This window comes from Flavobacterium aquiphilum, assembly GCF_027111335.1.
Classification (GTDB): domain Bacteria; phylum Bacteroidota; class Bacteroidia; order Flavobacteriales; family Flavobacteriaceae; genus Flavobacterium; species Flavobacterium aquiphilum.
The window spans coordinates 3,598,126-3,612,939 of the sequence record NZ_CP114288.1; the positions used below are offsets into that span (position 1 = coordinate 3,598,126).

The window sequence follows — 14,814 nt, forward strand, 5'->3', positions numbered from 1 at the left end:
TTAACTAAAACAACCAATGAGCCTTTTATTACCCATACAAAAAAGAAATGCAGTTCTGAATCGCATGGCTGTGCTTTTAGAACAAGAAAGAGCCAACATTAAAGCGATTAATCAGCAGGATTTAAATAATTATTCTGGAGAGGATCTGGCTATGGAAAAACGTTTATTAGTTGATGATGCCAAAATTGACGGAATGATTTTATCCATGCAGCAATTGGCAAGCCAAGAAGATCCTGTAGGTCAGATTCGTTTTACTTTCACGCATGAAAACGGCATGAAAGTAACCAACAAAACCGCAGCTTTCGGAACGGTTATGATTATTTACGAATCTCGTCCTGACGTAACTGTCGAAGCGGGAGGAATTGCATTTAAATCAGGGAATAAAATCTTATTGAAAGGCGGGAAAGAATCTTTGCTGTCCAATTTGAAAATTGTTTCGCTTTGGCACCAAGCCTTAGAAGAAAATGAAATTGACACGAATTGGGTAGAATACCTGAATTACAACCGTGCTGAAACTCAGTCTTTTTTAGAAAACCCAACACAAAAAGTCGATTTAATTGTCCCTCGAGGAGGAGAACAACTAATCGAATTTACCAAAAAACACGCAACTTGTCCTGTAATTGTAAGCGGTCGCGGAAATAACTTTCTTTACATAAATAAAGAAGCCGATTTGAAAAAAGCGCTTGACATCATCATCAACGGAAAGACAACTAACATTGGTGTCTGCAATGCCTTAGACAAAGTTTTGATTGACACTAAATTACCGAATTGGCAGATTTTTGCAACCGAATTGGTGGCAGAATTAAAGAAATATAATGTTGAAATTTTAGGTGATGACGCTTTCGCAAATGCCACTCAGGTGCCAACAATTGAAAACGAGGAAATTTGGTATGAAGAATTTTTAAATTATAAAATTGTTATCGGAGTCGTTAATTCTGATGAAGAAGCAATTGAAAAAATAAACAAATATTGCGGAGGACACTCGGCAACGATTATCACCCAAAATGATGCTGCAGCCCAAGAATTCATGGAAAATGTGGATACAGCGGCAGTGTATCAAAACGCCTCTACCCGATTTACCGATGGCGGTCAGTTTGGTTTAGGAGGAGAATTGGCAATCAGCACCGACAAACTGCACCAACGCGGACCAATTGGCTTACAGCATTTGGTAACCAATAAATGGTATGTTTACGGTGACGGGCAAGTTCGATAAAATTTTAGATTATTGATTTTAGAACAAAGAGTAAAGAACAAAGAATACAGACAAAGCTTTGCGAACTTTGCATTTTTACAGATAAAAAACTTTGAGCCCTTTGCGGTAAAAAAACAATAGGAATGTCAAAAAAAAGAATACTATTAAAGTTAGGCAGCAACACGCTAACCAAAGAAACGAATCATATTTCGAGAGGAAAGATTGAGGATATTGGAATGCAAATTGCCGCTTTGCAGGATGAATATGAGTTTATTATTGTGAGTTCAGGAGCAATTGCTGCTGCCAAACAATTTGTAAAACTGGATAATCACGATAAAGATGTTTTTGTAAAACAAGCTTTGGCTTCTATTGGGCAGCCTCACTTAATGCGGATTTACAATGAAAACTTTAAAGACTTAGGATTAAATATTTCGCAATGCCTGCTTTCTTATTCTGATTTTGAAAATGAGCAAACAAAAAAGAATATTGTAAACACCATCAATGTATTGGTTAAAAATCAATACATCCCAATTATCAACGAAAATGACACGGTAGCAACGGATGAAATCAAATTCGGTGATAATGATAAATTAGCTGCTTTAACAGCCGTTCTATTAAATGTTGACATTCTGATTATTGCTACCAATACAAATGGAATTTACACCAAAGCATCAATCAACAATGAAGTGCCGGAAACTATAAAAATGGTAACCGATTTATCGCTTTTGCAAAAGGAAATTGGAGATAAAAAATCGTCACACGGAACTGGTGGGATGCAGTCCAAAATTGATTCAGCAGCCATTGCGAAAGCAGCAAACATCGAAACCTGGATTGTGAACGGACTTGAAGACAACTTTATGCTGAAGGCTTTGGGTAACGATATTGATTTTACTAAGATTATATAAAAAGTTCACTTAATTGATTTAATCAATTAAACAACTAAGGAATAAATTAAAAAAAAAATTAAGCTATGAACTATACTTCCATAAAAGAAATAGACTCACTCCAAAAATGGGTGAAGCAAGCCATAAAAATCAAAAAAAATCCGCTTAAAAATAAGAAACTTGGGAAAAACAAAACCTTGGTAATGTTGTTTTTTAATTCGAGTTTAAGAACCCGTTTAAGCACCCAAAAAGCAGCGATAAACTTGGGCATGAACGTAATGGTGATGAACTTTGGTAGCGAAGGATGGACGCTTGAATTCGAAGACGGAACGATCATGAACCAAGGCGCTTCGGAGCATATCAAAGAAGCAGCTCAAGTAGTTTCTCAATATGCCGATATTATTGCCATCAGAGCATTTGCAGGATTGGTGGACAAAGAAAAAGACAATGCCGAAACCGTAATGAACGGTTTCGTAAAACACGCCACCGTGCCTATCGTCAACATGGAAAGTGCTACGGGACACCCACTTCAATCCCTTGCTGACGCCATCACAATGGAGGAAAACAAGACAAAACACAGACCAAAAGTGGTCCTGTCATGGGCACCGCACCCAAGAGCTTTACCACAGGCTGTACCGAATTCTTTCGTGGAAATGATGCAATTGCAGACTGAAATGGATTTTGTCATTACGCATCCGGAAGGCTACGAATTAAATCCTGAAATCACTAAAGATTCCAAAATCGAATACGATCAAGACAAAGCTTTTGAAAACGCTGATTTCATTTATGCCAAAAACTGGAGTAATTATAAAGAATACGGTAAAATTACAAATACCGATCCGAATTGGACTATCACTGCCGACAAAATGAAATTGACAAATAATGCCAAATTCATGCACTGTTTACCGGTAAGACGTAACGTAATTGTGACAGACGAAGTAATCGACAGCGAAAATTCAATCGTAATTCAAGAGGCCAATAACAGAGTGTATTCGGCGCAATTGGTTTTACAAAAAATATTAAAAAGTCTAAAGTAACTAACTTGGAAACTTTAACTCGAAATGAATAAACTATCTATTATAAAAATTGGCGGTAACATTATCGACAACCCGGCAGAATTAAAACAATTCCTAAACGATTTTGCCAAAATTGAAGGGTACAAAGTACTTGTTCACGGTGGTGGAAAATCGGCTAGCAAAATGGCCCAAAGTATTGGATTGGCACCTCAAATGATTGACGGCCGCCGCATTACCGATGCGCCGATGCTAGATGTGGTGGTGATGATTTATGCCGGTGAAATCAATAAAAATGTGGTTGCACAATTGCAAGCAAATAATACAAATGCCGTTGGATTCTCTGGTGCTGATGGTAATTTAATTCTGTCCAAAAAAAGAAATCATCCAACAATTGATTACGGTTTTGTTGGCGATGTGCAAAAAGTAAACACTCCGTTACTCCAAACATTGATCACAAACGGTATAACTCCCGTATTTTGCGCCATTACCCATGATGGACAAGGACAATTATTGAACACCAACGCCGATACGATTGCAAGTGAATTGGCTATCGCTTTGTCGCAAGTATTTAATGTTACCCTAACTTATTGTTTCGAAAAACCGGGCGTTTTATATGATGCTGATGACGACAGTTCGGTAATCGAACAAATCAACCATGAATTATACGTTAAATTAAAAGAAGAAAAAGCGATACATTCGGGAATGATTCCTAAATTGGACAACTGTTTTAACAGCCTATCCAAAGGTGTTCAGAAAATAAAAATTGGACACCACAGAATGTTACAAAATACTGATGCAGTTCATACAAGCATTCAATTATAAAAAACTAACAGACCTAACTTGTTTAAAAAACACTTGCAAGATCTTCGGAAAAATATATGAAAAATATACAAACCCTAACTCAAGAAGCCATTTCGTTATTAAAGTCGCTGATCGAAACGCCTTCTTTTTCAAGTGAAGAGGAGCGGACGGCGCTTTTAATAGAAAATTGGTTCCAACAAAATAATATTGCGTTCGAGAGGGAAAACAATAATATATGGGCTTTCAATCAACATTTTGACAAATCCAAACCAACATTATTGCTCAACTCTCACCACGACACGGTAAAACCAAATCAAGGTTACACAAATGACCCGTTCAAAGCCATCGAAAAAGACGGCAAATTATACGGATTAGGAAGCAACGATGCGGGAGGATGCTTGGTTTCACTCATGGCTTCCTTTGTTTATTTTTACGACAAAGAAAACCTGTCCCATAATATTGTGATGGTGGCTTCTGCCGAAGAAGAAAGCAGCGGAAAAAAAGGTCTTAACAGCGTTTTACAGCACTTACCGGAACTGAATTGTGCCATCGTGGGTGAACCAACTTTAATGCAATTGGCCATAGCCGAAAAAGGACTGTTGGTACTCGATGTTGTAGTCAAAGGAACCGCTAGTCACGCAGCACATCAAAACCCTGACAACCCAATTTACAATGCGATGCCCGTAATTGATTGGTTTAAAACCTATCAATTCGAAAAAATATCCGAGGTTTTAGGCCCCGTAAAAATGACCGTAACCCAAATCAATGCAGGAAAACAACATAATGTAGTTCCTGCCGAATGCCATTTGGTCGTCGATATTCGTGTGAATGACTGTTACAACAACACCGAAATTCTAGAAACCGTAAGAACAAACGTTAATGCCGAAGTAACGCCTCGTTCAATGCACTTAAACGCCTCCTCTATTCCTGTTACGCACGGTTTGGTGCAGGCAGGAATCGCATTGGGAAGAACAACTTATGGCTCGCCTACCCTTTCGGATCAATCGGTTTTGAGTTGTCAATCCTTGAAACTGGGCCCAGGTGAATCGTTGCGCTCGCACTCGGCAGACGAATTTATATTTGTAAACGAAATAGAAGAAGGAATTCAACTGTACATCAAAATACTTGGAGACTTTTTAAAGAATTAAAATATTTTTTAGGAGCTAATCCCGCTATCCGTTGCAATCTTTTTATTTTTAAAGGAAAAATAAAAAGGATTTCCACTACTATCGGGGCTAGGACATTACGGAAACGAGAAAATTGAATTAAAAAAGTACAGACAAGTTGCGACTTGTCCCTACGAAATAAAAAAAATGATATGAAACTTTGGGAAAAAGGAATACCAACCGACAAACAAATTGAACATTTTACGGTAGGAAATGACAGGGAACTCGATTTGGTTTTGGCCAAATATGACGCTTTGGGATCAATTGCCCATGCCAAAATGCTAGAGCAAATCGGGCTTTTAACCACTGATGAAACCGAGTCCTTAGTTTTGGCTTTGAACGAAATCATAAAAGACATTGCGAACGGGAATTTCGAAATCGAAGACAGTTTTGAAGATGTTCACTCCAAAATTGAATATTTACTAACCGTAAAACTTGGCGATGCCGGAAAAAAAATCCACACCGCACGTTCACGCAACGATCAGGTTTTAGTCGATGTAAACCTTTATCTAAAAGATGTCGTAAAAGAATTAAAAGAACAGGTAAAAACACTTTTTGACCTGATGATGGAATCGGCAGAGAAACACCAAAATGTTTTATTGCCGGGTTACACTCACCTTCAAATTGCGATGCCATCCTCCTTCGGAATGTGGTTTTCAGCTTACGCCGAAACCTTGATTGACGACATCACGATGCTTAATGCTGCTTTGAAAGTTGTTGACCAAAATCCATTGGGTTCTGCTGCGGGCTACGGAAGTTCCTTCCCTATCAACAGAACTTTCACAACCAAGGAATTGGGTTTTGAAACGTTGAAATACAATTCGGTTGCCGCCCAAATGAGCCGCGGTAAATCGGAGAAAACGGTCGCTTTCGCCATGAGCAGTGTTGCTGCAACATTGGCAAAATTCTCAATGGATGTGTGCCTGTACATGAGCCAAAATTTTGATTTCATCGGTTTGCCTTCGCACCTTACCACAGGTTCTAGCATCATGCCGCACAAAAAAAACCCTGACGTTTTTGAATTGATCCGTGGGAAATGCAACAAAATTCAATCATTGCCTTATGAAATCACTTTGATTACCAATAATCTTCCTAGCGGTTACCACAGGGATTTTCAACTGTTGAAAGAAGGATTGTTTCCTGCAATCCAAAACCTGAAGGCCTGTTTGGATATTGCCATTTTCTCTATCAAAGACATTAAGGTAAAAGATAATATTCTTGCTGATAAAAAATACGACTATTTATTCACTGTAGATACTTTAAACGAAATGGTTGTTGCCGGAATGCCATTTAGAGATGCTTATAAAGCCGTTGCCGAACAATTGGAAGCGGGAAATTACCAATCCCCTAAAGAAACCAAACACACACACGAAGGTAGTATCAACAATCTTTGCTTGAATGAAATTAAGGAAAAGATGAAAAAAGCTTTTTAAAAAAACATCTCAAATATATTCAAATTCAAAGAGGCTGTCTGAAAAGCAATTTTTCGGACAGCCTCTTTTCAGTTTTACAACCCGAATTCTATCACCATTAGTACTTAATCTTTCTGTTTCAAAAATCAATAAAACATTCTACTTCATCGCCTCTAAAGAATATTAAAACTTTCATATATTTGAGAAAAATCTTAAGTATATAGCATGGCTAAATTTGAAGAGCAAGCAACCCAAGCGCTGCTTGCCAAAAATCACATTACCGCGGAGCAATTCGAAAGCATTAAAGGATATCGTCAGTTGAAACTTTTTTCTGTACATAACGAATTAAAGCTCCTGCTTTACATTTCTATGTTAATGTTTACATCCGGCATCGGTATTTTAATTTACCAAAACATAGACACCATAGGTCATTCCGCAATTTTAGGCCTGTTGCTTTTGGTAACGCTAATCAGTTACTATTTCTGCTTTAAAACTCATCCCGGCTTCAAAAAAGAAGAAGTACTGTTTCCTAATCCGCTTTATGATTATTTGGCTCTTACAGCCGTTATTTTGACCTGTACGTTTGTAGGTTATTTGCAATTTCAATACAAACCTTTTGGAACACACTATGGATTGGCAACTTTGGTCCCAACAGTTATCAGCTTTTTTTGCGCCTACTATTTTGATAACAAAAGTGTCCTTTCCATCGCAATCACCGGAATGGCCGCTTATCTGGGAATTTCGGCAGACCCAAAACACATCTTTAACAATGAAATGATTGACAATACACGTTTAAGTTATGTTGGGCTCGCCTTTGGGTTGACGCTGCTACTTTGGGTTTTGTATGTGACCAAAATCAATTTGAAAAAGCACTTCAATTTGGTCTATCTCACTTTTTCGCAGCACTTAATAGGTATTGCCTGTATCGTCAATCTATGTGAAGATTATTGGTTTCCCTTTGGTTTGGTTTTGGGAATAGCGGTTTATTATTTTTATAATCTAAGTTTTCAGATCAGGTCAATTTCACTTTTTATTTTCACGGTTTTGTATGGTTTTATTGGAATGAATATCTTTTTCGTAAGGCTTTTGGATTCCATTCGCTTTGATGACTTTTTTGAAATATTCATTTTTACGACACCGTTTTATTTCATTGGCTCCATAATTGGATTTATAAAACTGATAAAGCATTTTAACAAAAAAACTAACGATGATAGCATACGATAACACACTTTTGGATAATGTTTATTTGGATGAAGAAGCCCATCGCTTAAAACAATCGGGGTTTATTAGCGAGGAACAATACAAATCATTCAGCAGGCAATTATTAAAACTAAAAAGCCAAAATAATCTTTTTATCCGGATTGCTTTCTTTATTCTAGGATGCTTGCTGTATTCATCAATCTGCGGATTTGTGTCATTGCTATTGCTTGCTACCAATGGTAATGAATATATCTATTTTTTTGCGATAATAGGTTTTGGAACCAAAGAATTTATGTCCCGAGAAATGAAATATTTTGGTTTTGGCCTAGATGATGCTTTTATTTTGGGAGCAATCCTTTCTCTGTCCATTGCAGTCTCCCTCACATTTGACATAAACTACGATCCAAATTATCTTGCTGCTATTATTGTAATCGCAATTGCATCAAGTGCAGCTTATTTGCGTTATCTGAATCTTTCATTGGCACTGCTGGCTTGTATCGGGATAACGGGAACTATAGCTTATCTGACTTTTGAATATCTTATCATTGGCAAAGCCATATTGCCTTTTGTTATGTTGTTGTTTTCCTGTATTTGCTATTTTATTTCCAAGAATAAATTACAAAATTTATCGGCTCCCTATTATTACAACGGACTGAAACTAACCAAAGGTTTCTGTCTAATTCTGTTTTATCTTTCGGGTAACTATTATGTGGTAAGGGAATTAAATTTCAGTCTGTCTGAAAGTTATTTTTATAATGGCGTAAGTCCCGAGATTCCTTTTGTCCTTTTCTTTTGGGCTTTTACAATTTCGGTTCCCGCGCTCTACCTGTTTTTTTCTTTGAAAAACAAAGACAGAATTATGCTCTGGATTGGTTTCCTTGCTCTATGCTTTTCTGTATTTACCTATAAGGCCTATCATCACATTCTGCCACCAGAAATGGGTTTGACCATTGGAGGGCTTGTGCTGTTTGCCTTTACTTATTTTGCCATAAAAAAGACAAAACACAACGAAACAGGAATCACATTCAAACCCGACCGTTTTAACAATCCAAACGCTTTTGCCAATTTACAGGTACTCGTGGCCGCTTCCCAATTTGGACTTAAACCCGAGGTCAAAGTTGAAGAATCCCCAATGGAGTTTGGTGGTGGTGGATTTAGCGGTGGAGGTTCAGAGGGAACCTTTTAAACTTATACTAAACAATATAAAAAACTAAACCCAGATTTTCATTAAAAATCTGGGTTTAAAATTATTATAAAAAATACATTTATTACATACTTGCTTTCAAAGTGTTATATTCATTCGTCATATCCAAAGATCTATAAACTCCCAAAAGCGATTTCATAACCTCTTGGTTTTTTGGATCAATAACTAATGCTTTTTTAAGATAAGGTATAGCACTTTTTATCAAATCATCTTTTTTTACTTTCAGCTTATCGTAAAGCTCCATTTCTTTTGGAGTAGTACCCAAAGCGGCCATTTGATCCATCAAAGCTTTTTTCGATTGCATTTTGATGTATGATAAATTAATATAGCCATCAATGTAATTTGGATCCATTTCCAAAACTTTATTATAACAAATTTCAGCTTTTACTAAATCATTTTTCTCAAGATAAAGATAAGCCAGGTTTTTATTAATTTCTAACTTTTTAGAAGGCATAAACTCATCTCTTGGCTTTTCATGAAGTCCAGCAGTAATACTTGCTTCCCTAACACTTGGAGATGCAAAGCTTTCCTCTGCTTTTGTCTTTTTATTTACAGCATAATAAGTAATGCCTTTACCTGAATAATTAATTTTCTTTAACTCTTCATAATATTTAATAGCTGCATCATAATCTTTTGCCATCAACGATGAAGAAGCTGCATTAAACAGATTAACAGTATCCTTTTTATCGAATACATAAGCTTTACTACTTTTTTCAGCACTTTCCTTAAATTTACCAGCTTTAAAATCGTCGATTGCTCCATTGATTAACTTTGATTTCAAATCTCTCAATGCTACATTAGCCTGCAAAGTGTATTTAAATTTTCCAACCTCGTTTTCGGCCTTAATCAATTCCTGATAAGCCTCTAATGCTGCAGAAAGGTTAGCATCAACATCAACTTTTTTTGATGCCAAATCTTTCAAAACATTACCTTTCAAAAAGTAGAAGTCAGACTTCTCGTCGTCAGTTGAATTATAAATCAGATATTCAATTTTTTTCAAAATACCCAAAGCATCTTGAGATTTTCCGCTATCATAAAGTGATTGGGCGCCTTTTATCTGGTCCTTTTGTGCAAACACACCAGCATTTATCAATAACACTATTGATAGCATTACAAATTTTCTTTTCATTCGGTTAAATTTAGTGGTTAGTATTTAGGGGTAATTTTTTTTATATAAAATTTAGTTCAAAAATCATTTTCGGTATTCCAAAATCTAGAAAACCAACAAACAATTCAAAAACAAAAAGAAAATAAAAATATTAGGAAAAAAAAGTAATTTAAAAAATTAATTTTCAGAGACACAAAACTAAATTTACTCTAAAAATTATTTCTTAAAAAACATTTAGAAGAAGTAGTTTTTTGGCATATTTATCTTTTTTATTAGGTTAAACATTTATCTCATTAATTAGATCTTTAAAAACTACAAATTGAATTCAAAACATAATTAACATTACTTAACTTACAACAGCTTTATATTAACTACATCGATTTCATAGCTCTTATTTTTTCCTAAAAATAGAATTATTTTTTTATTGCACAAATAAAATATTGAAAAAATTTAATAAAAAGATAACAATTTCATAAAAGCATAAACCTTATTTTGTTTTATGTATTTTTATGATTCATTCAACTCAATAACTATATTTTTTTACAATTCTAAATAATATACAATTATAATTTTAATTCAATAATACAACTTATAAACTCCTTCGCGCATTGCAATAAAAAAAGCCTGCTCAAAAATCGAGCAGGCTTTCAAATCATTTTTATTTATTCTAACTACATTTTCGCTTTCAAAGCTTTATATTCAGCAGTCATTTCAAGTGCACTATAAACATTTAATAATGTTTTTGTCACGTCAGTATTTTTAGGATCTAATTCAACAGCTTTTTGCAAATAAGGAATTATACTTTTAAATAGATCTTCACGTTTCTTTTTCAAAACATCATACTTTTTCATATCTGAAGTAGAAGTACCAAGCTTATTCATTTCATCAATGATAACTTTTTCATCTTCCAACTTCATTGCAGCGAAATTAATATAAGCATTAATATATTTTGGATCTAACTCCATAACTCTTTTATAGAACTTCTCAGCTTCAGCATAGTTTTTAGCATTTGCACTAACCACACCTAAGTTAAAAATCAAATCAACATCGTTTGGATTTTTTTCTAATGCTTCAGCAATCAACTTTTTGTAAGTTTCCATATCTTTTGATTCAAGATATAAATTTGCTTCTGACAATATTAACGAAGTATCATCTGGATTTGCTTTTCTTGCATCAGAAACGGCTTTTTTTGCCTCATCCGATTTTCCTTGTTGAACATAAATCAAAGCAATATTTTTGTAAATCTCTCCTCTTTTAGATGGCACTTTTTCCATTGTTGGTTTTTCATGAGTACCCATTTTAACCAAACGATCTCTGTCTGCTACATTATTGAAAAAATCATTTTGACCACTTACTTTATTAATAGCATAGTAATAAGTAGCTTTTCCTGAATAGTTCAGTTTTTTTAATTCTTCGTAAAGCTTAAGGGCTGTATCATAATCTTTAGCATTTACATAAGTTGATGCTGCATAATAAAGATTGATAGTATCTTTTTTCTCTAACATATATGCCTCATACAACTTTTTAGCTCCTTCAGCATTTTTCTCTTTTTTTGTATCCTCAATTGCAGCATTGATCAATTTATTTTTTATGTCAGTGATAGAAGTTGCCGCCTGAACTGAATATTTTTGTTTTCCAGAAGTTTTTTCAACCTCTAATAATTGTTGATAAGCTTGAGCAGCAAGACTTAAATTCTTATCAGCTTCTACATTTTTATTTGCCAAATCCAAATAAGCATTCCCTTTTACGAATAAAAATTGTGCTCTCTCAGCATCTGGAGCACTTGCAGACAAAGACTCTGCTCCTGTTAAAATTGTTATAGCTTCAGCTGCACTTCCCGATTTTAGTGCTTTCTCAGCTGCCTTTATTTCATTTTTTTGAGCAAAACCTGCTACTGATAAAAATAAGGCTGACGCCATTACTACATATCTACTTTTCATAATTTTGGTTTTAATTTTTTATACTTCAAAAATAATAAGAAAAACGTATATCATTTATGATTATTGTCATAAAGAATATACGTTTTTAAATTATTCAATACTATTTCTCATCATCTGAATCCTCATCGCTATTTTCATCCGAATCGTCATCATCTGGCTCTTCATCTTCATCCTCATCATCATCTTCAGTTCCTACTTCATCCTCAAGGACTTCCATGACAGGCTTCACCCTCTCAATTCCGGCAGATTCGATAACATTTCCATCTTCATCAACCACAACTTCTTCAGCCTCATCTTTCATTACCTTTGTAACGGCCGCGATAGAATCTTTTCCTTTCAAATTAATCAATCTGACACCTTGTGTGGCACGCCCCATTACACGTAAATCCTCGATAGCCATCCTGATAGTTAATCCAGATTTATTGATAATCATCAAATCATCTGAATCTGTCACTGCGTTTATCGAAATCAGCTTACCAGTTTTCTCAGTGATATTAAGAGTCTTAACTCCTTTTCCTCCACGATTTGTAATTCTGTAAACATCTACACCGTCGTCATCAACTAATTTGGTACGTTTACCGTATCCATTTTCAGTTACAACCAAAATTTGAGAATCGTTAATATCATTTTTATCAACAGTTACCATTCCGATAACTTCATCAGTATCATCTTTTAAAGTGATTCCACGAACACCCGAAGCCGTTCTTCCCATCGGACGTGTCTTGGTTTCTTCAAAACGAACTAATTTACCTGATTTAACAGCCAAAATAATTTGACTCTCACCGTTAGTCAATTGAGCTTCCAACAACTCATCACCTTCTTTGATTGTAATTGCAGCAACTCCATTAACTCTAGGTTTAGAATATTTCTCCAAAGAAGTTTTCTTAACCTGACCTTGTTTGGTCACCATCACAAGATTATGGGTTTCGATATATTCTTTATCTTTCAAATCCTGTGTACAGATAAATGCTTTTACTTTATCGTCACTTTCAATATTAATCAAGTTTTGAATTGCTCTACCTTTCGCTGTTTTACTTCCTTCCGGAATTTCATAAACACGCATCCAGAAACATTTTCCTTTTTGGGTAAAGAACATCATATATTGATGATTAGTCGCCACATACATGTGCTCCAAGAAATCCTGATCTCTTGTACCTGCACTTTTTTGACCAACTCCTCCTCTATTTTGTGTTTTGTATTCTGATAGGTTTGTACGTTTGATATAACCAGCATGAGAAATTGTGATAACCACATTCTCATCAGCAATCAAATCTTCGATACTAACATCTCCTCCGGAATATTCAATCTGGGAACGACGGGCATCACCATACTTTTCACGAATTTCTTCTAATTCCTCTTTTATCAATGCAGTTCTCAAATTAACATCTGCCAATAATGCTTTCAAGTGCTCGATTAATTTCATCAATTCCTCGAACTCAGCTCTTAATTTATCTTGTTCAAGACCAGTTAACTGACGCAAACGCATTTCGACAATAGCACGCGCTTGAATTTCTGATAAATTAAATCTTGCAATTAATTTTTCTCTAGCCTCATCTGTATTTTTGGATCCTCTGATTAATGCAATTACTTCATCTATATTATCCGAAGCTATAATCAAACCTTCTAAAATATGCGCTCTTTCTTCTGCCTTACGCAATTCAAATTTCGTTCTACGAACTACAACATCGTGACGGTGTTCAACAAAATAATGAATCAAATCTTTCAGATTCAACATTTGCGGACGCCCATTCACCAATGCAATATTATTCACACTGAAAGAAGATTGCAACTGAGTATATTTATACAAAGTATTCAAAACTACATTTGGCGTTGCATCCCTTTTCAAAATATAAACGATACGCATACCATTACGATCCGATTCGTCACGAATGTTAGCAATACCCTCTATTTTCTTTTCGTTAACCAAATCAGCGGTACGTTTAATCATATCCGCTTTATTCACTTGATATGGTATTTCAGTAACAATGATAGATTCTCTTCCATCCACTTCTTCAAAACCAACTTTGGCACGCATTACAATTCGCCCTCTACCCGTTTTAAAAGCTTCACGAACCCCTTCATAACCATATATTACACCCCCAGTTGGAAAATCCGGTGCTTTTATATGATGCATTAATTCATCAACTTCAATGTCATTATTTTCAATATAAGCCAATGTCCCATTGATAACTTCAGTCAAATTATGTGGAGGCATATTAGTCGCCATACCAACCGCAATTCCTGTTGCTCCGTTAACTAACAAAGTAGGAACTCTTGTAGGCATTACTTTTGGCTCATACAAAGTATCGTCAAAGTTCAATTGAAAATCAACTGTTTCTTTTTCTATGTCTGACATGATTTCTTCCGAAATCTTTTGCATTCTTGCCTCAGTATAACGCATTGCCGCTGGGCTATCACCATCAACAGAACCAAAGTTACCCTGTCCGTCAATCAACAAATAACGCATACTCCACTCTTGGGCCATACGAACCATCGCGTCATAAACAGAGGTATCACCGTGCGGGTGATACTTTCCTAATACTTCCCCAACAATTCTCGCCGATTTTTTATGGGCTTTATTTGAAAAAACTCCTAATTCATTCATCCCATAAAGGACTCTTCGATGCACAGGTTTCAAACCATCTCTCACATCAGGAAGCGCTCTCGAAACAATTACAGACATCGAATAGTCGATGTAAGCAGATTTCATTTCATCTTCAATGTTAATAGGAATCAACTTTTCTCCTTCAGACATATTATTTCAATTAAAATTATTTTGTTTTAAAAAATCCCGCTAATATAAGTTTTCTCAATATGTTTTCACTCATAAACCAACAGATTTTTTCTCGATTTATTAACAAATTTTTATTGTCAATTGGTTAATAAATTAA

The 14,814-nt window shown here is 35.3% G+C and carries 11 protein-coding genes; 8 read left to right on the plus strand and 3 right to left on the minus strand.

The features are described from left to right. Nucleotides 1-16 precede the first annotated feature (16 nt). From OZP12_RS14590 to OZP12_RS14625, 8 genes are all read left to right on the plus strand, one after another. Nucleotides 17-1,213 (plus strand): glutamate-5-semialdehyde dehydrogenase, encoded by a 1,197-nt coding sequence (locus OZP12_RS14590; RefSeq protein WP_281225762.1) that lies wholly within the window; start codon nt 17-19, stop codon nt 1,211-1,213. 122 nt (nt 1,214-1,335) lie between these two features. After that, a complete protein-coding gene (gene proB, locus OZP12_RS14595) occupies nt 1,336-2,097 on the plus strand; it encodes a glutamate 5-kinase (RefSeq protein ID WP_281225763.1) in 762 nt (253 codons plus the stop codon). Between the two features lie 65 nt (nt 2,098-2,162). Further along, nucleotides 2,163-3,113, plus strand: a complete 951-nt coding sequence (locus OZP12_RS14600) for an N-acetylornithine carbamoyltransferase (protein ID WP_281225764.1) — start codon at nt 2,163-2,165, stop codon at nt 3,111-3,113. 24 nt (nt 3,114-3,137) lie between these two features. Then, nucleotides 3,138-3,914 (plus strand): acetylglutamate kinase, encoded by a 777-nt coding sequence (gene argB, locus OZP12_RS14605; protein WP_281225765.1) that lies wholly within the window; start codon nt 3,138-3,140, stop codon nt 3,912-3,914. Nucleotides 3,915-3,970: 56 nt separating this feature from the next. Then, nucleotides 3,971-5,041 (plus strand): M20 family metallo-hydrolase, encoded by a 1,071-nt coding sequence (locus tag OZP12_RS14610; protein ID WP_281225766.1) that lies wholly within the window; start codon nt 3,971-3,973, stop codon nt 5,039-5,041. Nucleotides 5,042-5,211: 170 nt separating this feature from the next. Then, nucleotides 5,212-6,492, plus strand: a complete 1,281-nt coding sequence (gene argH, locus OZP12_RS14615; RefSeq protein WP_281225767.1) for an argininosuccinate lyase — start codon at nt 5,212-5,214, stop codon at nt 6,490-6,492. 204 nt (nt 6,493-6,696) lie between these two features. Then, nucleotides 6,697-7,695 (plus strand): DUF2157 domain-containing protein, encoded by a 999-nt coding sequence (locus tag OZP12_RS14620; RefSeq protein ID WP_281225768.1) that lies wholly within the window; start codon nt 6,697-6,699, stop codon nt 7,693-7,695. Continuing rightward, complete coding sequence (locus OZP12_RS14625; RefSeq protein ID WP_281225769.1) at nt 7,679-8,857, plus strand: hypothetical protein; 1,179 nt, start codon at nt 7,679-7,681, stop codon at nt 8,855-8,857. Before OZP12_RS14620 ends, OZP12_RS14625 begins: the two co-directional genes overlap by 17 nt. An 82-nt stretch (nt 8,858-8,939) precedes the next feature. Here the strand turns inward: OZP12_RS14625 and OZP12_RS14630 are convergent, their stop codons facing one another. The 3 genes from OZP12_RS14630 to gyrA all read right to left on the minus strand — a co-directional run bounded on the left by OZP12_RS14630 (nt 8,940) and on the right by gyrA (nt 14,678). After that, the gene (locus tag OZP12_RS14630; protein ID WP_281225770.1) at nt 8,940-10,004 is read right to left on the minus strand and encodes a tetratricopeptide repeat protein; all 1,065 of its coding nucleotides are present in this window, start codon (nt 10,002-10,004) and stop codon (nt 8,940-8,942) included. A 650-nt stretch (nt 10,005-10,654) separates the two neighbouring features. Then, nucleotides 10,655-11,923 (minus strand): tetratricopeptide repeat protein, encoded by a 1,269-nt coding sequence (locus OZP12_RS14635; RefSeq protein ID WP_281225771.1) that lies wholly within the window; start codon nt 11,921-11,923, stop codon nt 10,655-10,657. A 100-nt stretch (nt 11,924-12,023) separates the two neighbouring features. Next, nucleotides 12,024-14,678, minus strand: coding sequence for a DNA gyrase subunit A (gene gyrA / locus OZP12_RS14640; RefSeq protein ID WP_281225772.1), 2,655 nt, complete (start codon nt 14,676-14,678; stop codon nt 12,024-12,026). Nucleotides 14,679-14,814 lie beyond the last annotated feature (136 nt).